Annotated in this window: 23 protein-coding genes, 1 tRNA gene and 1 pseudogene; 16 read left to right on the top strand and 9 right to left on the bottom strand. The window is 68.0% G+C overall.

Annotated elements, in window-relative coordinates:
- Positions 1–89: 89 nt before the first annotated feature.
- Positions 90–608, bottom strand: coding sequence for a GAF domain-containing protein (locus AC0662_RS08815; RefSeq protein ID WP_452196724.1), 519 nt, complete (start codon positions 606–608; stop codon positions 90–92).
- A 148-nt stretch (positions 609–756) separates the two neighbouring features.
- On the opposite strand from AC0662_RS08815, the gene AC0662_RS08810 reads away from it, so the two are divergent.
- From AC0662_RS08810 to AC0662_RS08795, 4 genes are all read left to right on the top strand, one after another.
- Positions 757–1,536, top strand: coding sequence for a hypothetical protein (locus tag AC0662_RS08810; protein ID WP_452196723.1), 780 nt, complete (start codon positions 757–759; stop codon positions 1,534–1,536).
- Positions 1,537–1,583: 47 nt separating this feature from the next.
- Positions 1,584–2,036 (top strand): SRPBCC family protein, encoded by a 453-nt coding sequence (locus tag AC0662_RS08805; RefSeq protein WP_452196722.1) that lies wholly within the window; start codon positions 1,584–1,586, stop codon positions 2,034–2,036.
- Positions 2,037–2,053: 17 nt separating this feature from the next.
- Complete coding sequence (locus AC0662_RS08800) at positions 2,054–2,338, top strand: LLM class flavin-dependent oxidoreductase (RefSeq protein ID WP_478299460.1); 285 nt, start codon at positions 2,054–2,056, stop codon at positions 2,336–2,338.
- Between the two features lie 67 nt (positions 2,339–2,405).
- Positions 2,406–3,110, top strand: coding sequence for a GAF and ANTAR domain-containing protein (locus AC0662_RS08795; protein ID WP_452196720.1), 705 nt, complete (start codon positions 2,406–2,408; stop codon positions 3,108–3,110).
- A gap of 19 nt (positions 3,111–3,129) precedes the next feature.
- Here the strand turns inward: AC0662_RS08795 and AC0662_RS08790 are convergent, their stop codons facing one another.
- A complete protein-coding gene (locus tag AC0662_RS08790) occupies positions 3,130–3,483 on the bottom strand; it encodes a hypothetical protein (protein ID WP_452196719.1) in 354 nt (117 codons plus the stop codon).
- Between the two features lie 100 nt (positions 3,484–3,583).
- Here AC0662_RS08790 and AC0662_RS08785 point away from each other — a divergent pair, with 100 nt between their 5' ends.
- The 3 genes from AC0662_RS08785 to AC0662_RS08775 all read left to right on the top strand — a co-directional run bounded on the left by AC0662_RS08785 (position 3,584) and on the right by AC0662_RS08775 (position 5,907).
- Complete coding sequence (locus AC0662_RS08785; protein WP_478299458.1) at positions 3,584–4,312, top strand: endonuclease/exonuclease/phosphatase family protein; 729 nt, start codon at positions 3,584–3,586, stop codon at positions 4,310–4,312.
- 80 nt (positions 4,313–4,392) lie between these two features.
- Entirely contained in the window at positions 4,393–4,833 is a 441-nt protein-coding gene (locus tag AC0662_RS08780; protein ID WP_452196717.1) for an SRPBCC family protein, read from the top strand.
- Positions 4,834–5,331: 498 nt separating this feature from the next.
- Complete coding sequence (locus AC0662_RS08775; RefSeq protein WP_478299455.1) at positions 5,332–5,907, top strand: helix-turn-helix domain-containing protein; 576 nt, start codon at positions 5,332–5,334, stop codon at positions 5,905–5,907.
- A gap of 87 nt (positions 5,908–5,994) precedes the next feature.
- Here the strand turns inward: AC0662_RS08775 and AC0662_RS08770 are convergent, their stop codons facing one another.
- From AC0662_RS08770 to AC0662_RS08755, 4 genes are all read right to left on the bottom strand, one after another.
- The gene (locus AC0662_RS08770) at positions 5,995–6,219 is read right to left on the bottom strand and encodes a hypothetical protein (RefSeq protein WP_452196715.1); all 225 of its coding nucleotides are present in this window, start codon (positions 6,217–6,219) and stop codon (positions 5,995–5,997) included.
- Between the two features lie 412 nt (positions 6,220–6,631).
- On the bottom strand, positions 6,632–8,419 hold the full coding sequence (locus AC0662_RS08765; protein ID WP_478299453.1) for a SelB domain-containing protein: 1,788 nt from the start codon (positions 8,417–8,419) through the stop codon (positions 6,632–6,634).
- The gene (gene selA / locus AC0662_RS08760; RefSeq protein WP_478299451.1) at positions 8,410–9,741 is read right to left on the bottom strand and encodes an L-seryl-tRNA(Sec) selenium transferase; all 1,332 of its coding nucleotides are present in this window, start codon (positions 9,739–9,741) and stop codon (positions 8,410–8,412) included. The genes AC0662_RS08765 and selA overlap by 10 nt, the downstream gene beginning before the upstream one ends.
- Before the next feature lie 20 nt (positions 9,742–9,761).
- Positions 9,762–9,856, bottom strand: a tRNA-Sec gene (locus tag AC0662_RS08755).
- An 83-nt stretch (positions 9,857–9,939) separates the two neighbouring features.
- On the opposite strand from AC0662_RS08755, the gene AC0662_RS08750 reads away from it, so the two are divergent.
- The 5 genes and pseudogenes from AC0662_RS08750 (at position 9,940) to selD (ending at position 15,923) form a co-directional block, all read left to right on the top strand.
- Positions 9,940–10,500 carry a hypothetical protein gene (locus AC0662_RS08750; protein ID WP_478299449.1) on the top strand — a complete coding sequence of 187 codons (561 nt, stop codon included), beginning with the start codon at positions 9,940–9,942 and terminating at the stop codon, positions 10,498–10,500.
- A gap of 12 nt (positions 10,501–10,512) precedes the next feature.
- A pseudogene (gene fdh, locus AC0662_RS08745) lies at positions 10,513–13,167 on the top strand (formate dehydrogenase); the annotation flags it as partial.
- On the top strand, positions 13,154–14,035 hold the full coding sequence (locus AC0662_RS08740) for a 4Fe-4S dicluster domain-containing protein (RefSeq protein ID WP_452196711.1): 882 nt from the start codon (positions 13,154–13,156) through the stop codon (positions 14,033–14,035). The pseudogene fdh and the gene AC0662_RS08740, both read left to right, overlap by 14 nt.
- Positions 14,036–14,046: 11 nt before the next feature.
- Positions 14,047–14,934, top strand: a complete 888-nt coding sequence (gene nrfD / locus AC0662_RS08735; protein WP_452196710.1) for an NrfD/PsrC family molybdoenzyme membrane anchor subunit — start codon at positions 14,047–14,049, stop codon at positions 14,932–14,934.
- Positions 14,931–15,923, top strand: coding sequence for a selenide, water dikinase SelD (gene selD, locus AC0662_RS08730; protein WP_478299447.1), 993 nt, complete (start codon positions 14,931–14,933; stop codon positions 15,921–15,923). The genes nrfD and selD overlap by 4 nt, the downstream gene beginning before the upstream one ends.
- A 53-nt stretch (positions 15,924–15,976) precedes the next feature.
- Here the strand turns inward: selD and AC0662_RS08725 are convergent, their stop codons facing one another.
- The gene (locus AC0662_RS08725) at positions 15,977–16,171 is read right to left on the bottom strand and encodes a CDGSH iron-sulfur domain-containing protein (protein WP_478299445.1); all 195 of its coding nucleotides are present in this window, start codon (positions 16,169–16,171) and stop codon (positions 15,977–15,979) included.
- Between the two features lie 22 nt (positions 16,172–16,193).
- Between AC0662_RS08725 and AC0662_RS08720 the strand changes: the two genes are divergently transcribed.
- Entirely contained in the window at positions 16,194–17,267 is a 1,074-nt protein-coding gene (locus tag AC0662_RS08720) for an iron-containing redox enzyme family protein (protein WP_478299443.1), read from the top strand.
- A gap of 5 nt (positions 17,268–17,272) precedes the next feature.
- Entirely contained in the window at positions 17,273–18,358 is a 1,086-nt protein-coding gene (locus AC0662_RS08715; protein ID WP_478299441.1) for a carboxylate-amine ligase, read from the top strand.
- 21 nt (positions 18,359–18,379) lie between these two features.
- Here AC0662_RS08715 and AC0662_RS08710 read toward each other — a convergent pair whose 3' ends face one another.
- Positions 18,380–18,871 carry a DUF6328 family protein gene (locus tag AC0662_RS08710; protein WP_452196705.1) on the bottom strand — a complete coding sequence of 164 codons (492 nt, stop codon included), beginning with the start codon at positions 18,869–18,871 and terminating at the stop codon, positions 18,380–18,382.
- Positions 18,872–19,060: 189 nt separating this feature from the next.
- On the opposite strand from AC0662_RS08710, the gene AC0662_RS08705 reads away from it, so the two are divergent.
- Positions 19,061–19,726 carry an HAD family hydrolase gene (locus AC0662_RS08705; RefSeq protein ID WP_478299439.1) on the top strand — a complete coding sequence of 222 codons (666 nt, stop codon included), beginning with the start codon at positions 19,061–19,063 and terminating at the stop codon, positions 19,724–19,726.
- 72 nt (positions 19,727–19,798) lie between these two features.
- On the opposite strand, the gene AC0662_RS08700 is transcribed toward AC0662_RS08705, so the two are convergent.
- Positions 19,799–20,530: a GAF and ANTAR domain-containing protein gene (locus tag AC0662_RS08700; protein WP_452196703.1), complete on the bottom strand. Its 732-nt coding sequence runs from the start codon at positions 20,528–20,530 to the stop codon at positions 19,799–19,801.
- 130 nt (positions 20,531–20,660) lie between these two features.
- Between AC0662_RS08700 and AC0662_RS08695 the strand changes: the two genes are divergently transcribed.
- The gene (locus AC0662_RS08695) at positions 20,661–21,041 is read left to right on the top strand and encodes a MerR family transcriptional regulator (protein ID WP_452196702.1); all 381 of its coding nucleotides are present in this window, start codon (positions 20,661–20,663) and stop codon (positions 21,039–21,041) included.
- The last annotated feature ends 28 nt before the right edge of the window (positions 21,042–21,069 follow it).

The raw sequence follows: 21,069 nt of genomic DNA, 5'->3' as shown, positions 1-21,069 counted from the left end.
GGGCATCGGACGACGATCCGGTACCCGCGCCAAGACCGTGAATTCGCCGGGGAAGCACCAGGGCTGTCGGCGTGTTGGCTGCCGCCGGGTCAGCCTGGGAGTTTGCGCGTGTCGACCAGCTGTTGCGCGACGGCTTCGTCGTCGGCATCGAAGCCATCGGGTTCGGTGCTGTAGAGCCCGAGGACACCGACGGTGTCGGTGGCCGTGGACAGAGGCACGTCGAGCACGCTGCGGACGCCGAGGTCGAGGACCCTCTCGGCCCACTCCGGCCAGCGGTGCTCGTGGAAGGTGTCGCGCACCATGACGGGGGAGTGGTGTTGCATGCACTCCACGAGCGGTCCGTCGACGCCGTCGAGCTGGAACCGGTAAATCTCGGCGACGATGGGCGCGGTGACGGCTGGAATCTCTGTCGTGCTGTTGCGGGCGAGCGCGACGCCGGCGAAGCGGCAGTTCAGGGCCTGCAGCGCGAAGTCGACCACGCCCTGGATGGTCTCCTCGACACTGTCGGTGGCGTGCAGTTCGAGCGCCAGCTGTGCGAACTTCTCTGGGGCTACGGCCGGGGGCGATATCCCGTCGCCACCCGGGTCGGGTACCTGCGTCAGGTCCATGACTCAATTTTGCCTTCGAATGCAAGGGACAGCCATGTCGCGCCCGCGTTGGTTCACCCCCGTTCTTGGGTACCGGTAGTCACGTGATCTCAGCTTGAGCGGCACCCCATTGCTTCTGGGGCCGCGCACCAGGGAAGGACCGACCGGCATGACGACCGAGCCCGGCCAGACGACGGCCGAGCGCGAAACCGCCCCGGCCGCCCAGCGGCGGTTGGAACGTACGGCGCCCTTGTCCGTGGACGAGTGCCCGCCGCCGCCCTCGGAGTACCTGACGGGCGGACAAGGGGTGAATCAACCCTGGACCGCGTTGGGAATCAGGGCACGTCTGCGGATGGCCTTGGAGCGCCGGCATGAGAAGCCCGGCTTGAGCGCGATGATCAGGAACGCGCGGATCCTGCGGTCGCTCAGCGATCGGCTCCTGCGCACAGCGGCCCTGATTCTCCGCAAGGAGGGCGCCCGCCGAGACGAGATCTCCGAACTGACCGGCCGCTCGGCCGACTCGATCCGCGACGATGCTGTGCGGGAACACAAGACGCAGTCCCGTCGGGACTACTCGATCGCGTACTACGAGCGTCACCCCGGCCGGATCCCCGGACAGTGGTATGCCGTCGAGGACGACGACCCGGACCTCCCGGACAACCCGATCGGCGTACGCACGCGGCAGACAGCCCTTGAGGCCGCCCGCTGGTCCGCTCAGGAAGCACCGACGAGCAGCTTGCGCGTGGCCTCTGTCGCCAGGTGGCCGGTGGCGCGTCAGGTCTTGCGTGGGAGTTGTTTGTCGGGGTCTTGGTCGGGGGCGGGTTCGGGAGCTGGGTATGGCGAGGTGTCTGGGTCGTCGTTCGGTGCCCGGCAGTGCGTGGTACATGCACGTGGCGTGAGTCATCACGATTGGGCCGGATGCGTCGCCGGTCACTGGGTACCGCAGTGAGATGTCCGATCCGAACGATTGAGCGACATCTTCTGGAGGTAGCGGATATGAGCACCATCACGCAATCGATCGACGTCGACGTTCCGGTGACGACGGCGTACAACCAGTGGACGCAGTTCGAGACGTTCCCGCAGTTCATGGAGGGCGTGGAGGAGATCCGGCAGTTGGATGCCACGCACAACCATTGGGTGGTGAAGGTCGGCGGGGCGACGCGGGAGTTCGATGCGACCGTGACCGAGCAGCACGCTGATGAGCGCGTGGCATGGAAGTCGGACTCGGGTCCGCGGCATGCCGGTGTCGTGACCTTTCACAAGCTGTCCGACGAGACGAGCCGGGTAACCGCGCAGATGGACATCGACCCTGAAGGCTTCCTGGAGAAGGCCGGCGACAAGCTCGGTGTCGTCGAGGGCCGGGTGAAGGGGGACCTGCAGCGGTTCAAGGCGTTCATCGAGAGCCGTGGCACCGAGACCGGCACGTGGCGGGGCGACGTACCGCGGTAGAGCCAGGGAGGCGAGCGATGAAGGTCGGGTTCAAGCTGATTGCCGAGGCCTACGGGCCGGTCGAGATCGTCGAGCAGGCGGTGCGGGCCGAGGAGGCCGGGTTCGACTTCGTCGAGTTCAGCGATCACTTTCGTCTGTGGGTGAGCGAGCACGACCACTCCGGCTTCGCGTTCTCGATGCTCGCGGCGATCGCCGCGCGGACCTCGTCCGTCGGCCTTGCGACCGGCGTCACCTGTCCCTTGATCCGGTATCACCCGGCCGTTGCCGGCTCGCGGGCGACCTGGGTGATGCCTTGTCCGTGACCGAGCCGGACCTGGTCGCAGCGTACGAGCACGCCGGTGGGAAATCGGCAGTTCTTGGAGGTAAGTGATGACTGAGCATCATCTGCCGACGGCTGAGATGTTGGAGCAGTTGGCGACCGAGATGCATGACGCGGAGGGCGTGGAGCAGACCGTCGACACGGTCGTCGAGTTCGCCTGCCGGGCGGTGGGATGCGACTACGCCTCGATGGTGATGATCGACGGTCGGCAGCGCCTCTCGATCCTGGCGCTGAGCGACCCGAAGCTGGCGGAGCTCTACCACGAACAGGTCCACTTCGGTGAGGGGCCGCTCATCACCGCCATCCGACAGGGCAAGGAGTTGCTCATTCCGGACGTCTTGATCGAGACGCGCTGGTCGCAGACGTGGACCAACGCGGCTCTCGTGGTGGGGATCCGGAGTGCCATTCACGTTCCGGTGCGGGTACGGCGTGATCCGTCGGCGGTACTGAGCCTGTACTCCGGAACGCAGGACGGCTTCGATGGCGACGACCTTGCGGTGGCGCACCTGCTGGCCGGCCAGGCGGCGGTGGCGATCGCGGCGGCGCGTGACGACCGCAACCCGGCCGTGGCGACCGATGTTCGCAGGCTGATCGGGCAGGCGCTCGGCATCCTGATGGAGCGTTACCACCTGGATGAAGAACGCGCGCTCGAGGTGCTCAGGCGGTATTCGAAGAACTCGAACCGCAAACTGCGCGAGGTCGCCCAGGAGCTGATCGACTCCCGGCAGCCGGCCCCGTTGCCGGAGAAGGCCTGACGACCGGGTTCCTTGCGGTTCAGGCGTGTTCGCCGTCCAGCAGTCGATGGATCTCCTCCAGGGCGTGCTGGATCTCCGGATGGTGGTACTGCGCGGCGCGTGACTCGGCACTGATCACACCGCAGCGGTGCAGGCGGCGGAAGTCGCCGTACGGGAACTCGTAGTGGCCCTTGGTCTCCTCGCCTTCCTCGGTGTCGACACCGAGGAACCACAGGCCGTAGTCCTGCCAGCCGTGCTTGTCCAGGTAGGTGTTCTGCTCCGCCGGGGTCGGTGCGTGCTCGCTCCAGTCGTCCCGTTCATCCTTGGCGGTCTGCCCCTTCCCGATCAGGTATTTCGCGTGCTCGAACGCCTTCTCGTTCAGCTTCACAGTCATGCAAAGCCGGTGCCCGATCGGTTGCGGGTCTAACTGTGACGGTGTCGACGTGGGTACCGGTAGGTCCGGACACAAGGAAGGTGAGACTGCGGTGCGGTTCATGACGTGGAACGTCTGGGGACGGTTCGGTGGCTCGTGGTTGCGCAGGCAGCGGGCGATCGTCAACACGATGCGCGCACAGCGACCTGACTTCGTTGCGCTGCAGGAGACATGGAGCAGCGACGGGCAGGCCCAGGCCGATCTGCTGGGGTACGAGCTCGGGATGACGGCGGCGTTCGCGCCGTCCCGGATGCCGAAGGACCCGGATCCCGACGTACAGCTCGGTCTTGGCATCCTGAGTCGCTATCCACTGAAGCGGATCGAGCATCACACGTTGTCGTCCGGTACCGTCGCGCTCCGGGCAGAGATCGCGTTGGGAAGAGGCAACCTGCACTTCATCACCAGCTGTCTGGACTGGGAGGAAGACCATCAGCGCGAGCGTTTCGCGCAGGCGAGTGCGCTGGCCGCGGTGGTCGCCGAGCTCAGGACGACCGGCGATGAGGTGATCGTGGCCGGTGAGCTGAATGCGCCGCCCGATCGGCCTGAACTTGCACCGTTGCTCGCCGTACTGGATGACTGTTGGCAACCGCAGGCGTACGACGGTGCGACCTACTGCTCGCGCAATCCGTACCTGCTTCAGGGCGAATGGCTCGAAGACCGTCGCATCGACTGCATTCTCGCCGACGACCGCCGGACTCCGACGGCGTCACGGCTGGCCGGCCTCGACGAGGACCACGGCAGGCCACCGTCGGACCACTACGCCGTGATCACAGACGTCCCGGTCGCCTGAGGACCCGGCTGATCCAGGGAGCCGAGCGAGTCGTTTCGCCTGACAGCAACCATGCGTACGAGTGGGGTACCGGACTGTGCGTGAGTGAGAACGAGTGCCTGATCGAAGCGAGTGTTGAGGACGTGTTCGCGATCCTCACCGACGGCTGGTCGTACGCCGCTTGGGTGGTCGGCGCGTCTCGGATCCGGGATGTGGATCCGCCGTGGCCGGAACCGGGTGGGCGGATTCACCACTCGGTGGGGGCGTGGCCGTTCTTGGTGGACGACACGACGACGTCGCTGGAGTACGAACCCGCGCACCTGCTGCGGTTGCGAGTGCGGGTCTGGCCGGTCGGCCACGGCGAGGTGGGGTTCCGTGCCACTGAGACAGCGGACGGGTGCCGTCTCGTGATGACCGAGACGGCGGTCAGCGGGCCGGCCACGCTGCTGCCGTCGGCGGTGAGCGACCTGATGCTGCACCCGCGGAACGCCGAGGCCCTCCGCCGTCTCAAGCTCCTCGCCGAGAAGAACGCGTCCTCCTGATCGCGCATCTCCGCGTTGTAGCGCTCTCGGGCCAAAACCCCGCTGCGCTCAGGCACAGATGATCCGTGTGACTCAGGTTGTGTCCTCTGCCGGGGCGAGGAGATCGGCGAGAACGGCAGCTTCGCTGATCTCGCTGTGTTTTGTTGCGGTGAGCAACCCTCAACTGGCCGCGCTTCGCCAAGTTCCGGAGCTGGTCGAGTGCGGTGGCGCGCGGCGGGTCCTGAAGCTCTACGCGGTACCTTCGGGCGAACCTGCACTCGAGACGGTGCCATGATCCAACCTCCCGTTCAACCGGCACCTTTGTACCCGAACACCTCCGGTTCAACCCGGAGTCGCAGCCGGAAACGCGACAGCTGGTTCGCGGAAATTTCTGGGTGGGGCTAAACCTGATCTGGCGTCGACCCGGGCGGTCATGCGTCAATGGGATCCAGACGGTACGACCGGCCGGTGCGGGTTGATCCGTCGGTGCTCGCGTTGGGGACGTGGGGGAGGGGCCGGATGGCCGACGAGGCGTTGGGGCGGGAGTTTCGGGCTCGGTTGGAGGAATTGCTCGGTGAGCCGTTGATGGTCGACGATCCGTTGATCACGACCGCGCAGGCAGCCGTTTTGCTGGGGGTGTCGTCGATCCGTGTTGCGAGGCTCGTGCGTGCAGGGCATCTGCCGGCAGTCGCGCGTACCCATCGCCGGGTGCGGTTGTCCGATGTGATTCAGGTGGGTCACGATCAGTGGATGTCGGTGGGTGAGGCTGCCGACCTGCTGACCATGGGGCGGGCAGGCGTCGGGCGGATGATCACGGCCGGGCTCCTGCCGGCACGCGGCACGGAACTCCCGCTGCGGCGTAACGATGTGGAGATTCTCGCTCGCCTCCGTGAGGGATGGCTGACGCTGTCAGCTGCTGCATCGGCGCTCGATGTGGACATCGAGGAGATCCGCCGGATGCTGCGGAGTCGCGTTCTCACTCATACTCGCGACGGCGCGAGACCGGTCCACGGTCATGAAGTTGCCCGCCAGTTGATCATGCGCTCGGGCGGACTGTCCGAGCCAACGCCCGCCTCGCGCGGCTCAACCCCCTGACGACGCCGAGGCGGTCAGCTGACGGCGACGAAGCAGAACTCGTTGCCTTCGGCGACCAGACAACGCATTGAGCGAGCTGGTAGTAGCTCATGTCCCCGGGCTGTACGCCGATGTGTTGCTTGCGGCTGGCAACGAATGCATGTCCAGGCTGCGGTAGTACCGGCGGATCCGGGCGATCGCCTGTTGGTACATCAGTCCTTGGAGTCCGGTTTCGACGAGCCGGATCGTGGTGACGACGCCCAGGCCGAAGATCAGTGGCAGCACCGCAGAGATGAAGGGCCAGAAGACCGGTCGTCGTCCTTCACTGTCCATGCTTCCCTGGTACCCGCTGTCCGGGCGAAGATGATGAAACAAGCGCAGCTCAGCGTGGCGGTGGTGGTCTGAGCATGGATGGGGATACTGGAGGGCGAACAGCGGTCGCATCGAGAAGGTGAGCACGATGACCGTACCGTCCGCTCGGACACGCTCCGGTGCCGGGAGATCGGCGGATCCGGCGATGGATCGCTTCACTCCGTACAGATCTCCGTGCCTGGAGGGTTGAGCAGGCACCCGATAGACGAGCTGAGTCGTTGCGGCTACCCGGGATCTGGCATGTCGCGGATCTCGGGACGGGCTGCGGCACACCTGGCGCGATCCACTTGAGCAGAGTGACCAGGCCGAGCAGGCGTACGACTCTGGTCACGACGACCGTGACGCCTTGTGTCGTGTCCATGGGCATTCGCTCTCACTCCTGCCGTTCGACGGTTGGCTCCGGCACGGTGGTTCTTCGACCGTCGGGGAGCCGGCGGGTGAGTCCGCGGCGGTCGAGGTGTTCGAGCAGTGGTACGACGACGCGCCGGGTGCTGTCGAGGCAGCGTCGTGCCTCGCTGGCGGTGAAGGGCTGCGGCAGGTCCGCGAGTCGTCGTGCCGCGGTCTTGTCGGCGCCGGGGAGGAGCACGACAGTGTCGGCGAGGCGGAGCAGCAGGTGGGCTCGGTCCGCGGCCGCGATTGCACGCTTGTCGAGACCCGCAGCCTCGAGTTCGGCTGCCTCGGGCGCCCGGTACGGCTGCTGGCGGATGCGAGCGGTGAGCTTGGCGACTGCATCCAGCAGATCCGGCGGGAGGCTCGCGTCGCCGCTGAGTACACGTCCGCCAGTGACACGAAGGGGAGGTCCGACCAGGGCCCTGACGAGGTCGGCGGACGGGAGGGCGAGGAGCTGGGCGGCTGTGGTCAGCGGCAGTCCGGGATCGAGCGGTTGCTCTGCGGACCGTGTCGCCACCAGGTTCGTGAGGTCGGTTCGCAGAGTCGCGGCATGCTCCGGGGCGAGCAGCCAGTCGCCGACCCGGACAGCGGCCGCGGTATCCGGGTCCACGCCGATCCGGCGGAGTAGCGAGGCCCGGACCGGACTGCGTCGCTGAACCTCGGCAGCGGGCTCGCCGCCGGCCGTCGCCAGTTCGGAGGCTCGTCGGCGCGCGGCGCCGCGGCGGTCGATCGCGGGCGGAATCGGGTCGACCACGGTGACTCCCCACAGTCGCCGGCTGCCTGGATCCCGGAGGATGGCGCGATCGCCGATCCGGAGTGGGAGCGGGCGGCGGAACAGCAGCCGGGCGTGATGTGCGCCGAGCGCGCGGAACTGAACATGCTCGGCCACAGCACCGATGTGCAGCACTAGGTCGGCCCGTCCTGGTATGTCGGCCGATCGGGCTGAGTCGGGATTTGCTGGTTGCAGGACGACGTCCGCCGAGGTCGTCCACTGCCATGCGTCCGGGGTCACGAGCACGCTGTCCCGACCGAGCGCGTCGGGGACCTTGCTGCCGAGGTTGAGTGCGACCCGGGCGACGCCGCTCACCTGGTCGCGGGAGCGGCCGAGTGCCTCGATCCCGCGGACCCTGACCTCGCTGTCCCCGAGCGCGAGCCGGTCACCGCGCGCGATGGTTCCCGCGGTCAAGGTGCCGGTGACGACCGTTCCGGCGCCGTGCACGGTGAAGCTCCGGTCGACCCACAGCCGGACGTCGGCGCGTGGATCGGCGACCGGTAGCGCGGCCGCCAGCGTTGTCAGGGCATCGCGGAGTTCGTCGAGGCCGTGTCCGGTCCGGCCGCTCACGGAGACGACCGGCGCTCCGCGCAACGACGTCCGGGCGAGCTCCGCACGGGTTCGGGCTGCGATCGGTTCAGGATCGGCCAGATCCGAACGTGTCACGGCAACCACGCCGTGCCGGACCCCGAAGGCGTCCAGGGCCGCGAGATGTTCGGCGGCCTGCGGCATCCAGCCGTCGTCGGCGGCGACCACGAACAGAACGGCCGGCACCGGGCCGACCCCGGACAGCATGGTGGCGAGGAACCGTTCGTGCCCCGGTACGTCGACGAACGCGACCTCACCCACGCCGGGGAGCTCGGTCCAGCAGTAGCCGAGACTGATCGTCAGTCCGCGCCGTTGCTCTTCCTCGAGCCGGTCCGGGTCCGATCCGGTGAGCGCCCGGACGAGCGTCGACTTCCCGTGGTCGACATGCCCGGCGGTGGCGATCACGTGCATCGCCGAACCACCCGTCGCACAGCCTCCACGAGTACGTCGTCCTGCGCCGGCGGTACCGCGATCAGATCGAGCAGCAACCGTCCGCGCACGACATGGCCGACGACCGCCGGGTCGAGCATTCGCAACGGTTCGGCCCACCGCGGATCGAGTGCGACGGCCGCACTCTCCAGTTCGACGCCGGGTGCGCCTCCGCCGCCGACCGCAGCCGTCGATCGAACCGCCTCCGCACCCAGCGCGCTCGCCAGGTGCTTCGCCCGCGCGAAGAGCTCGTCGGGCTCGGTGGCCAGCGCCTCGGCAACCGGCGTCGGGGGACCGGTCAGCGTCGCCTCCAGAGCGGCCAGGGTGAGCTTGTCGACCCGAAGCGCCCGGGCGAACGGGAAGCGGCGCAGCCGCTCGACCAGTGCGCGGTCGCCGAGGAGGAGTCCGCACTGCGGCCCGCCGAGGAGTTTGTCGCCGGAGGCCGTGACGAGCGCTGCCCCGGCACGCAGCGCGGAGGTCGCGTCGGGCTCCTCGGGGAGACGAGGGTGCGGCTGCAGTAGCCCGGAGCCGAGATCGGCGACCACGGGGACCGGCAGGGTGGACAACTCGGCGATCGAGACGGTGGAGGTGAAGCCCTCGACGCGGAAGTTGGACGGGTGAACCTTGAGGACGAACGCGGTCGAGTCGTCGACAGCCGCCTGGTAGTCGGCGAGCCGGACGCGGTTCGTCGTACCGACCTCGCGGAGGGTGGCGCCGACCGAGGAGAGCAGTTCAGGGATGCGGAAACCGTCGCCGATCTCGACCAGTTCACCCCGGGCGATCACGATCGAGCGTGCCGCGGCGAGTGCGCAGGCGGCGAGCGCCAGGGCCGCGGCGCCGTTGTTGACCACGTGCACGCCGCCCGCGTCGGGGACGGCCGCAGCCAGTGCGGCGAGTGCCGGCGCGCCCCGCTTCCCGCGTGCACCGGTCCGCAGATCGAGCTCGACGTCGGTCGGTCCAGCAGCCAGTGCGAGCGCCTGCTGTGCCGCCTCGGACAGGGGCGCGCGCCCGAGGTTCGTGTGGACGACGACTCCTGTCGCGTTGATGACCTGCCGCAGAGAGGTGGGCGCGCTGGGGAGTGCGGCGAGGACCGCGGGTACGACGTCGGCGGGGGAGATCGCGCCGGAGCGGCAGCGGGCGAGTGCGTCGACGACCGTCTGCTTGACCGCCGCCCGACCGAGGCGCGTGATTGCGTCGGTCAGCTGAGGATCGGCCAGCACCCGGTCGGTGCGCGGTGTCGCGCGGCGCGGATCGTCACCAGCGACGCGCTGGGCACGGTCGCCGTCACGATCGGCTGCGGACACCGGCACCTCCGGGACGTGGTTGGCGGAGGCGGACGGGAATCGAACCCGCCTGGCCGGGATGCCCGGCCACAACGGCTTTGAAGACCGCGCCCGTCACCAGACGAGGTACGCCTCCACGAGTCGCTGGTGCAGTGCCCATTCGGACCTTTTTCCACGCATGAACGTTTGCGGCGGGCCACTTCGGCGTACTGGGGGGTCATGTCCGTCGAAGGTCTCCCTTGGCCGGTGCTGCGGCAGCTCCGCGGCCCGGACCGGCTCGGGCGTGGCAAAGCGGCGAGATCGAAGCGGACGGCGGCCTTGCGCGGGCGCATCGCGGACGCGGACCGGGTCGTCGACTCGATCTGCCCGTACTGCGCGGTGGGCTGCGGGCAACGGGTGTTCGTCAAGGACGAGCGGGTCATCCAGATCGAGGGTGATCCGAAGAGCCCGGTGTCGCGCGGCCGGCTGTGTCCGAAGGGCAGCGCCAGCAAGCAGCTCGTCACCTCGTCGTTGCGTGAGACGAAGGTGCGCTACCGGCGCCCGCACGGAACCGACTGGGAGGAACTGGACCTCGACACCGCGATGGAGATGATCGCGGACCGCGTGCTGAAGACCCGGGACGAGACCTGGCAGTGGGAGCAGCACGGCAATCGGGTCCGTCGCACGATGGGCATCGCCAGCCTCGGAGGAGCGACCCTCGACAACGAGGAGAACTACCTCATGAAGAAGCTCTACACGGCGATGGGCGCGATCCAGATCGAGAACCAGGCGCGTATTTGACACTCCTCGACGGTCCCCGGTCTGGGGGCCTCGTTCGGGCGCGGCGGCGCCACCGGATTCCAGCAGGATCTGGCCAACGCGGATGTGATCCTCATCGAGGGCTCGAACATGGCCGAGTGCCATCCGGTCGGGTTCCAGTGGGTGATGGAGGCCAAAGCACGGGGTGCGACGGTGATTCACGTCGACCCGCGGTTCACCCGGACGTCGGCGGTCGCCGACCTGCACCTGCCGATCCGGGCCGGAACCGATATCGCGTTCCTCGGCGCGCTCGTCAACCACGTGCTGAGCAACGAGCTCGACTTCCGTGAGTACGTCGTCCCGTACACGAACGCGGCGGCGATCATCAGTGCGGACTTCCGCGACACCGACGACCTGGACGGCTTGTTCTCCGGATTCGACCCGGAGACGGGGTCGTACGACGCGGTCTCGTGGCACTACGAGGGCGCCGAGGCGGACGCCGCGGCCGGGACGAAGCGCGGGCAGAAGGGCCACCGCAGCAGCGACGACGCCGGTGCCCACAAGGCGGCGCGGTCCGAAGCGGCAGGTTCTGGCGGTCCGGCGGTCGAGTTCAAGCCCGAGCGTGACGAGACGCTGCAGCATCCGCGGTGCGTCTACCAGATTCTGAAGCGGCACTTCGCCCGCTACACGCCGGAGATGGTGGAGCAGGTTTGTGGGATCAGCCCCGACAAGTTCCGCCAGGTCGCCGATGCGCTGACCTCGGCCAGTGGACGCGACAAGACCGGCGCGTTCGTGTACTCGGTCGGATGGACGCATCACAGCACCGGCGTACAGAACATCCGGACTGCCGCGATCCTGCAGTTGCTGCTGGGCAACATCGGCCGTCCCGGCGGCGGCATCATGGCGCTGCGCGGACATGCCAGCATCCAGGGCTCCACGGACATCCCGACGCTGTTCAACCTGCTCCCCGGGTACCTCCCGATGCCCCACGCCGAGCACCACCTGAACCTCCAGGAATACGTCGCGGAGGATGCGGGCAAGACCGGCTTCTGGGGCAACATGGACGCGTACACGATCAGCCTGCTCAAGTCCTGGTGGGGCGATGCGGCGACGGCGGACAACGACTACTGCTTCGACTATCTGCCGCGGCTGACCGGCCACCACTCGACGTACGAGACCGTGATCGGGCAGATCGAGGGCCAGGTCAAGGGCTACTTCGTGATCGGCGAGAACCCGGCGGTCGGTTCCGCGAACGGCAAGATGCAGCGTCTCGGCCTGGCGAACCTGGATTGGCTGGTGGTGCGCGACCTGGCGATGATCGAGACGGCGACATTCTGGAAGGACGGGCCGGAGCTCGGCACCGGTGAGATGAGCACCGAGGAGATCGGTACCGAGGTGTTCTTCCTGCCCGCGGCCGCGCACACCGAGAAGTCAGGTTCGTTCACCAACACGCAGCGGATGTTGCAGTGGCACCACAAGGCGGTAGAGCCGCCGGACGACGCCCGCAGCGACCTGCAGTTCTACTACGAGCTCGGCCAGCGGCTGCGGGCGAAGCTGGCCGGATCCACTGACGAGCGGGACCGCCCGTTGCTGGATCTCACCTGGGACTACGGGCAGGAAGGCCCGCTGCGGGAGCCCCGAGCGGAAGCGGTGCTGCGTGAGATCAACGGGACGCAGGACGATCACGCGTTGTCGGCGTACACGGAGCTGAAGGCCGACGGCAGCACCCGGTGCGGCTGCTGGATCTATTGCGGTGTGTACGCCGACGAGGTGAACCAGGCGGCCCGGCGCAAACCCGGGACCGACCAGTCGTGGGTCGCGCCCGAGTGGGGCTGGGCGTGGCCGGCGAACCGGCGGATCTTGTACAACCGGGCGTCCGCGGATCCGGACGGGAAGCCGTGGAGCGAGCGGAAGGCGTACGTCTGGTGGGATGCCGAGAACGGGAAGTGGACCGGTCACGACGTACCGGACTTCATTCCGGACCGGGCGCCGGATCATGTGCCGGATGACGACGCACAGGGGCCGGATGCGATCGGTGGCCGGGATCCGTTCGTGATGCAGACCGACGGGAAGGGCTGGTTGTTCGCTCCTGTCGGGCTGGCCGACGGACCGATGCCGGCGTTCTACGAGCCGCCCGAGTCGCCGGTCCGCAACCCGCTGTACGACCGGCAGAACAACCCGGCCAGGTTCCGGCTGGAGCATGCCGCGAACCCGTTGAACCCGTCGTTGTCGGAGGTGTTCCCGTACGTCTTCACCAGCTACCGGTTGACCGAGCACCACACGGCCGGCGGTATGAGTCGCACGCTGCCGTACCTGTCGGAGCTGCAACCGGCGATGTTCTGTGAGGTCTCACCGCGGCTGGCCGCCGAGCGCGGGCTGACCAACGGTGGCTGGGCGACGATCGTCACCACCCGGAGCGCGATCGAGGCGCGGGTGCTGGTGACCGACCGCATGCGGTCGTTGCGGCTCGGCGACCAGACCGTCGAGCAGGTCGGCCTGCCGTACCACTGGGGCGGCCGCGGTCTGACCACCGGCGACTCGCAGAACGATCTGGTGAACGTGACGCTCGATCCCAATGTGTACATCCAGGACAAGGTGGGCACCTGCGACGTACGACCGGGACGGCGCCCACGCGGCGCGGACCTGCTCGCGTACGTCGAGGCCTACCGCAGGCGGCTCGACGGAGGGAGTCCCGATGGCGCTGGCTGACCGATTCTTCGGACCGCTCGCGGACGTCTCTGCCGACGCGGGCTACGACGAGGACCATCCACCGCGGGTCGGGTTCTTCACCGACACCTCGATCTGCATCGGCTGCAAGGCGTGCGAGGTCGCGTGCAAGGAGTGGAACGAGCTGTCCGACGACGGCATCGAGTTCACCGGGACGTCGTACGACAACACCACCCAGCTGAGCGCGGACACCTGGCGGCACGTCGCCTTCGTCGAGAAACCGGCCCCGGTGACGACCGTCGATCTCGGACTGCCCGGAGTGGGTCCACCGGAGGAGCAGAAGGACGTCGCGTGGCTGATGTCGTCCGACGTCTGCAAGCACTGCACGCACGCGGCCTGCCTGGATGTCTGCCCGACCGGCGCGCTGTTCCGCACCGAGTACGGCACCGTGGTCGTGCAGGAGGACATCTGCAACGGCTGTGGGTACTGCGTTCCGGCCTGCCCGTACGGCGTGATCGACCAGCGCAAGAACGACGGCCGCGTGTTCAAGTGCACGATGTGCTACGACCGCCTGACGGTCGGCGAGGAACCCGCGTGCGCGAAGGCCTGCCCGACGGACTCGATCCAGTTCGGACCCCTGGACGAACTGCGCGAGCGGGCGGACAAACGCGTCGAGGACCTGCACGACCAAGGCGTCGACGTGGCCCGGCTGTACGGCGCCGACCCGGACGACGGTGTCGGCGGCGACGGCGCGTTCTTCCTGCTGCTCGACGAGCCGGAGGTGTACGGCATGCCGCCGGACCCGGTCGTCACCACCCACGATCTCGAATCGATGTGGAAGCATGCCGCGGCCGCGGCCGGTGCCCTGCTCGGTGTCGCGGTCGCGGTGTTCGCGGGAGGTCGGCGGTGAAGGAACGCCGGATGGTCCCGGAGCCAGAGTTCGACTCGTACTACGGACGGCCGATCCTGAAGGAGCCGGTGTGGAAACAGCCGGACGTCCCGCTGTACCTGTTCGCCGGTGGCGTGGCCGGTGCGTCGGCGCTGCTCGCCGAGGGCGCCGCGCTGACCGGACGTCCAGGACTGTTGCGCGTGGCAAGGACTGCGGCGGCGGCCGGGTCCGCGCTCGGCTCCGGTCTGCTGGTCCACGATCTCGGACGTCCGGAACGTTTCCTGAACATGCTGCGGGTCCTGAAGATCACCTCACCGCTGTCGGTCGGGTCATGGGTCCTTGCACCGTTCAGCGGGTTGTCGGCGGCTGCGGCCGCGACCGAGTACAGCGGCAGGCTGCGGTTCGTGGGTCGAGTGGCCGGCGTCGGCGCCGGGGTGCTGGGGCCCGCGCTGGCGACGTACACCGCGGTGCTGATCGCCGACACGGCGGTGCCGGCCTGGCACGAGGCGCATCGGGAGTTGCCGTTCGTGTTCGCGGGCAGCGCGGCGGCGGCCGCGGGCGGTCTCGCGATGGTCGCCGCACCGAAGGCCGAAGCCGGGCCGGCCCGCCGGATGGCGATCATCGGCGGCGTCACGGAGCTCGCGGCATCGGAGGTGATGATCCGCCGACTGGGGATCCATGCGGAGGTCTACCGCGACGGACGTCCCGGAACGCTGCTGAAGATCGCACGGGGACTGACGGCGGCTGGTGCCGCGCTGACGCCCTTCGGCCGCCGATCCCGTGTCGTGTCCGCGCTGGCCGGTACGGCGTACCTCGCCGGCTCTGTGCTCACGAGATTCGGCGTGTTCCAGGCGGGGCTGGCGTCCGCGCGCGATCCGAAGTACACCGTCGTTCCGCAACGTGAACGGAGCGGGCAGTGACTGACCTGGCGGCATCTGTACGGCTGACGCAGTACGCCGCCGGTGGCGGGTGCGCCTGCAAGATCCCGCCAGGTGAACTGGAACGGCTCGTGGACGGGTTGCCGGCCGGTCGGGCCGACGGCGAGTTGGTGGTCGGTCTGGAGCACGGGGACGACGCTGCTGTCGTGCGGATCGACGGCCATCGTGCGGTGGTGACGACCGCGGACTTCTTCACGCCGGTCGTCGACGACCCTTACGACTGGGGGCGGATCGCCGCGGCGAACGCACTGTCGGACGTGTTCGCGATGGGGGGCGAACCGGTCGTCGCGGTGAACCTGCTGGCGTGGCCGCGCGACCGCCTTCCGTTCGCGCTCGCGGGCGACGTACTGCGAGGTGCTGCCGACGTCTGCGCGGAGGCCGGGACGTACCTGGCCGGTGGGCACAGCATCGATGATCCCGAGCCGAAGTACGGTCTCGCGGTCACCGGGATCGCCGACCCCGATCGCTTGCTGCGCAACGATGCCGGGCGCCCCGGGACGCCGTTGACGTTGACGAAGCCGCTCGGGCTGGGCGTGCTGAACAACCGGCACAAGGCGACCGGTGAGGTGTTCGCGCAGGCGGTGGCGACGATGACCACACTGAACCGCGATGCCTCGCGTGCTGCGCTTGCGGCGGGGGCGGTCTGCGCGACCGACGTCACCGGGTTCGGGCTGCTCGGTCACCTGCTGAAGCTGGTCCGGGCGAGTGAGGTCGGTGCGGTGGTCGAGGCTGCCGCCGTACCGTGCCTCGAGGGTTCCCGTGAGGCGTTGGCAGCGGGGTTCGTTCCGGGTGGGAGTCGCCGGAATCTCGACTGGGTCCGGAATTCGCTGGACTCGTCGCTGTCCGAGGAGGAGTTGCTTCTGCTGGCCGATGCCCAGACCTCGGGCGGCCTGCTCGTGGCGGGGGAGATCCCGGGCTGTCCGGTGGTGGGCGAACTGATCCCTGGGCCGCCGCGCATCCGGGTCGCGTGACGTAGCCGGCGGCATGGTCCGGCATGGTGAAGGTGCTGCTGGATCGCTGACGCCTACTCCGAGGAGCGCGCGGTACGACGGGGGAGGGCATGGGTGCCGTCGCAGAGCGGCGGGATCGCGGTGCGGCCGCAGCGACAGAGCGCGATCGTACGGCGCGACGCGGGGATCGGATCGCCGTTCTCGTCGATGAGCTCGAACTCGCCCCGCACCAGCAGCGGTCCTTCCGGGTACGCACGAATCTCGGTCATAACTTGGCGGTACCCACGGGAGATGCGTTCACGACTGCGTGGCGGGTACCGGATGTGCATGCAGCTACCAGCACCCCGCGGGCCTCTCAGCCGCTGGATGACCCATCGGTTCCAGGGCTGCGAGACCGCGGCCCCGAGGGTCGCGTCGTGCGCCGATCCGTGCTTCGACGACGATCTCCAGTTGGCCCTCTGGGTCGCCTACGAGCTGCAGTACCGCGGGTTCGACGGTGTGGATCCGGACCTGCAGTGGGATCCGGACGTCATCGCGTTCCGCTCCCGTCTGGAGGACCCGTGGACGGGGTGGCTGGAGGCGAACTGCCGCGTCGAGCCGGGTTCACAGCCGGTCGCGGAACAGTTGCGATCCCTGGTCGAGAGCGCCGACGGTCCGCGCTTCGCGCCGTACCTGCGCCGGCATGCGACGAAGGAACAGTTCCGTGAGTTCGTGCTGAACCGGTCGATCTACCAGCTGAAGGAGGCCGACCCGCACAGCTTCGGCATCCCGCGGCTGGACGGCGCGGCGAAGGCGGCACTGGTCGAGATCGAGGCCGACGAGTACGGCGGTGGCCGCCCGGACCGCATGCACTCGGAGCTCTTCCGTACGACGATGCGGTGGCTCGGCCTCGACGACAGCTACGGGTACTACGTTCCCGACGTACCGGCGGTCACTCTCGCCGTGTCGAACGTGATGTCGCTGTTCGCGATCCACCGTCGGTGGACCGGTGCTCTGCTCGGTCATCTCGCCGCGCTCGAGATGACGTCCACGGTGCCCAACCGGCAGTACGCGACGGGAGCGATCCGGCTGGGTGCCTCGGAGGAGGAGGCCCGCTACTTCACCGAGCACGTCGAAGCCGACGCGGTGCACGAGCAGATCGCGGCGCACGACCTGTGCGGCAACTACATCCGCCGGCATCCCGAGGCGATCGGCGACGTATTGTTCGGTGCACGCTGCGCACTGACTGTCGACGACCTCTTCGCCGAACAGCTACTGACCTCGTGGTCTGCGGATCAGCCGGACCGCACACGACAGCTGAGTTCCACAGCGCCATCGGCGGATACGTCCACCGTCGTCGCGAAGACCCCGCACGTGCAGAGTTGACTCGCGTGGCGATCACCGATGCCGAGCTACTTCGGTCGCGATTCTCTGCGACCGAGGCCGGAACCGTCGGGTTCGAAGAGGAACTACTCCTCGTGGACCGCGCGACCTGGCTGCCGGCAGCGGCAGCCGCCGTGATCGGGGATGTCGACGACCCTCGTGTGAAGCAGGAACTGCCCGCGTGCCAACTCGAGATCGCGACCTCGGTGCACACCTGCGTCGCAGATGCTGTCGACGAGCTCAGGGCCTGTCGAGCGCTGATCTCCAAGGCCTGCGACGCCACGGTGGCCGCGATCGCGACGCCCGTTCACCCGCTGCTCGACGGACCTGCCGCGTTGTCGCACACGGAACGATCGGCCGCGCTCGCTGCCCGTTACCGTGAGGTGATCGGCCGGCAGCTGGTCTCTTCGTTGCAGGTCCATCTGGCCTTCGGCGACGCCGACTGCACGCTGGACGTCTACCACAGGCTGCGGAACGTCCTGCCCGAGTTGGCGGCGTTGGCCGGCGCCGCGCCGTACGCGGGCGGACGCGACACCGGATTGTGCTCGGTGCGGCCGGTGATCGCGGCGCAGTTGCCGCGCCAAGGCGTGCCTCCGATCATCGCCTCCTGGGAGCAGTACGCCGCTGATCTTGCCTGGACGGTACGAGGAGGAGCCGTGGGCGATGCGTCGGAGTGGTGGTGGGAGCTTCGGCCGCACGTTGGCTACGGCACGCTCGAACTGCGGGTTCTCGACGTCCAGGCGACGGTGCGGCAGACCAGCGCAATCACGCGGCTCGTGTACGCGCTCGGTGCCAGGTTCGCCGACCTGCACCGCAGCGGTGAGCCCGCATCGCCGGCGCCGAGCTGGAGGATCGCAGAGAACCGTTGGGCGGCGCTGCGCGACGGCGTACGGGGCGAGCTGCTCGATCTGCGCACCGGTGAGGCGCGAGCGACCCGGCGTCGTCTGCACGAGCTCATCGATGCCGCCGAGCCGTACGCGACGGACAGTCTCGACGATGTACGGCTCATGTTCGAGGAGCCGCCGGTCGAACATCTGCGAGCCCTCGGCGCCGACGGCGTCGTCCCGTGGCTGGCCGAGACTTTCAACCGCTGAAGTTGCCGGGTGAACCGTGGATCAGCGGGGTACGTCGCGCTTGTGCCGGACGTAGGCCGGCAACGCCAGCCACAGCACGCAGAACCACGCCAGAAGCCCGATGACCAGGGCGGTTGCGGCGAGCCGGGGAAGGACGACGTTCAAAGCGATCAGCACTCCGCCACCGACTGATGCGACGAGGAAGACCATGCCGACCCGCACCAGGCGGTCGGTGATGATGATCAGGCGGTCGCGCAGGCCTTCCCGGTACAAGAAGCGATGGAACGCCACTGGGGCGAGGAACAAGGAGACGGCTACCGCCGCGGCCAGCAGCGTGCAGGCATAGACGGCGTGGGTGAACCTGTCCGCGGTGTGGAACTGATTCTGGAACGCGATCCCCAGCAGGAAGGCCAACAGGATCTGTGTTCCGGTCTGGACAAGCCGCAGTTCTTGCAGGAGCTCGTTCCAGTGCCGGTCGAGTCGCTCGCCGGAGCTCTCGTCACCACGCCGGTAGCTCAGCCGCTCGGAAGTCATGCCGTCAGCCCTTGCTCCTCATGACCTGGCCGGTGCCCGCAATCAGACCTGAATACGCGTCGGGTCTGGAAGGGGTGTCGTCGTCGGCCGGGCCGATCGGCGCGTCGAGTCCATGACTCCCATCATGCCCCGGACCGCAGTCTGAGACCGGGCGGGTTGAGGCCCGGAATGTCGGGTACCGCAACGAGTGTGACCGATTCAGGTATCGCCATCCTCGACATCGATGGGACGCTCATCGACTCGAACTACCAGCATGCTTTGGCTTGGTACCGGGCGCTGCGGTCGGTGGGGGAGACCTATCCGGTCTGGCGGCTGCACCGGCTGATCGGGATGGGCGGGGATCAGTTGCTCGCGGCGCTCGGTGGAGACGAGTTGGAGGACCGCGTCGGCGACGAGGTTCGCGAACAGCAGCGGAACGAGGTCGACCCGCTGCTGGACGAGATGGCGCCACTTCCCGGCGCCCGTGACCTGCTTCTGGCGATCAAGGAGCGTCATCACCGGTTGGTACTGGCGAGTTCCGCGCAGCAGGACCACGTGGACGTGTTCCTGGACAAGTTGGACGCGCGCGACATCGTGGACGACTGGACGAGCAGCGCCGACGTCGAAGAATCGAAACCGGCGCCGGACCTGCTCCACGTGGCGCTGAAGAAGCTCGGCGCGTCGTCCGATGCATCCAGCGTCATGGTCGGGGACTCTGTGTGGGACGTGCAGGCCGCCCAGAAGATCGGCATGCCCTCAGTCGTGGTCCGTTCCGGCGGCTTCGGAGACGACGAACTCCGCGAGGCGGGCGCTGTAGCCATCTACGACACCCCACGCGATCTCTTGAACGCGATAGACGACACCCCACTCGCCTGAGATCTTGCACGACCGACCTGCTACCCCAATGCCGTCCGTCCGCTTCCCGTAAAAAGGGGTTTGGGCGCAGGCTCAGTTTGTTGCTCGGGTGGCGATGATTTCCTGGGCAGTGGCACGGTGGGTGAGGTGGGCATGCTGCGAACGACGGCGGAGTTCGTCGAAGGCCTGATCGCTGGTGAGGTCATTGCGTTCGATCAGGATCCCCATCGCCTGGCCGACCAGTTTGTGGGTGTCCATCGCCTCCGCGAGCTGCTCTTCGTGACGGAGCTGGGTCATGGCCAGCGAGGCGTGCAGCGCGAGGATACGAGCCAACTCTTCGTCGTCACGTCCGAAGGCGTGCGGCCTGTCGTGGTAGAGCGACAGGGCCCCGATCGCAGCGCGGCCGTTGGTCAGGGGAACGTGCATGATCGCGTTCATCGGGAGCTCGGCGACAAGCCGGCTCCACAGCGGCCACCGGGTGTCGGTGGCGGGATCTGTGATGTGCACCGCGACCGCAGAGGTGAACGCGTGCAGCATCGGACCATCACCGACTTCGAGCTGCCATCGCAGCACCCGCGCCACGATCGCGTCGGTTGTGTGCGCGACGGCGATACCACCGCTTGCGGCCGCGAGCGAGATTCCTACGCGGTCACATGCGAGGACCCGGAGGGCGTACCGGCTGATGGTCTCGACCGTCGCCTCGGTCCCTTCGGCGGACTCCAGTTCCAGCGCAAACCGGCCGAAAGTTTCGGCCAAGTCCTCAGGAACAGTAAGTTCAGCCAACATTGACGTCACCTCCGCGGGGTCTGGACGGACGCGTGTCATTCTCTTGGCGGGCTGTGGCGTAGCGGGTTGAGAGCATGTCACCACTACGACTGCCCAACACTTCGCCCGTACCCGATAGCGCGCGATGTATGCCATGACCGCAGGGGACCTGGGCTGTTAGGTTTTTGTGATGACGACCTACTCGCCGGCCGAGGCGGCCGCACAGTCTGGGTTCAGCATCGATACGTTGCGGTATTACGAGCGCGAAGGCATTCTGCCGCCTATTGAGCGGAGTGCTGGTGGGCGGCGGGTGTACAGCGAGGGCGATCTGTGGATGCTCGGGTTCCTGCATTGCCTGCGGGATACAGGGATGTCCATCGAGCAGTTGCGTCGGTACGGCGAGCTGAGCCGGGACGACGCCACGATGCCGGAGCGGGTCGCTCTGCTCGAGGAGCACGCGGCCTCGATCCGGGCGAGGATCACCGAGTTGGACGCGACCCTCGCCCGGGTTGAGGAGAAGACGGACTGGTACCGCGCGGAACTCCGCCGGACGGAACACGCGACGTCCTGAACCACTCCGTCATCGGGACTGTCCGGCC

The organism is Kribbella sp. NPDC043289 (genome assembly GCF_056436705.1).
The sequence above is the reverse complement of the archived record's forward strand: the minus strand, read 5'-3'. Positions and strand labels throughout refer to the sequence as shown.

Bases quoted from the DNA above. Each gene is read 5' to 3' on its own strand.
- AC0662_RS08700 (WP_452196703.1), bottom strand. From the start codon at position 20,530: ATGACACGCGTCCGTCCAGACCCCGCGGAGGTGACGTCAATGTTGGCT.
- AC0662_RS08770 (WP_452196715.1), bottom strand. From the start codon at position 6,219: ATGGACAGTGAAGGACGACGACCGGTCTTCTGGCCCTTCATCTCTGCG.
- AC0662_RS08815 (WP_452196724.1), bottom strand. From the start codon at position 608: ATGGACCTGACGCAGGTACCCGACCCGGGTGGCGACGGGATATCGCCC.
- AC0662_RS08740 (WP_452196711.1), top strand. From the start codon at position 13,154: ATGGCGCTGGCTGACCGATTCTTCGGACCGCTCGCGGACGTCTCTGCC.
- AC0662_RS08695 (WP_452196702.1), top strand. From the start codon at position 20,661: ATGACGACCTACTCGCCGGCCGAGGCGGCCGCACAGTCTGGGTTCAGC.
- AC0662_RS08805 (WP_452196722.1), top strand. From the start codon at position 1,584: ATGAGCACCATCACGCAATCGATCGACGTCGACGTTCCGGTGACGACG.
- AC0662_RS08725 (WP_478299445.1), bottom strand. From the start codon at position 16,171: ATGACCGAGATTCGTGCGTACCCGGAAGGACCGCTGCTGGTGCGGGGC.
- AC0662_RS08720 (WP_478299443.1), top strand. From the start codon at position 16,194: ATGCGTTCACGACTGCGTGGCGGGTACCGGATGTGCATGCAGCTACCA.
- AC0662_RS08795 (WP_452196720.1), top strand. From the start codon at position 2,406: ATGACTGAGCATCATCTGCCGACGGCTGAGATGTTGGAGCAGTTGGCG.
- AC0662_RS08810 (WP_452196723.1), top strand. From the start codon at position 757: ATGACGACCGAGCCCGGCCAGACGACGGCCGAGCGCGAAACCGCCCCG.
- AC0662_RS08775 (WP_478299455.1), top strand. From the start codon at position 5,332: ATGGCCGACGAGGCGTTGGGGCGGGAGTTTCGGGCTCGGTTGGAGGAA.
- AC0662_RS08750 (WP_478299449.1), top strand. From the start codon at position 9,940: ATGTCCGTCGAAGGTCTCCCTTGGCCGGTGCTGCGGCAGCTCCGCGGC.
- AC0662_RS08790 (WP_452196719.1), bottom strand. From the start codon at position 3,483: ATGACTGTGAAGCTGAACGAGAAGGCGTTCGAGCACGCGAAATACCTG.
- AC0662_RS08800 (WP_478299460.1), top strand. From the start codon at position 2,054: ATGAAGGTCGGGTTCAAGCTGATTGCCGAGGCCTACGGGCCGGTCGAG.
- AC0662_RS08765 (WP_478299453.1), bottom strand. From the start codon at position 8,419: ATGCACGTGATCGCCACCGCCGGGCATGTCGACCACGGGAAGTCGACG.
- AC0662_RS08785 (WP_478299458.1), top strand. From the start codon at position 3,584: ATGACGTGGAACGTCTGGGGACGGTTCGGTGGCTCGTGGTTGCGCAGG.
- AC0662_RS08710 (WP_452196705.1), bottom strand. From the start codon at position 18,871: ATGACTTCCGAGCGGCTGAGCTACCGGCGTGGTGACGAGAGCTCCGGC.
- nrfD (WP_452196710.1), top strand. From the start codon at position 14,047: ATGGTCCCGGAGCCAGAGTTCGACTCGTACTACGGACGGCCGATCCTG.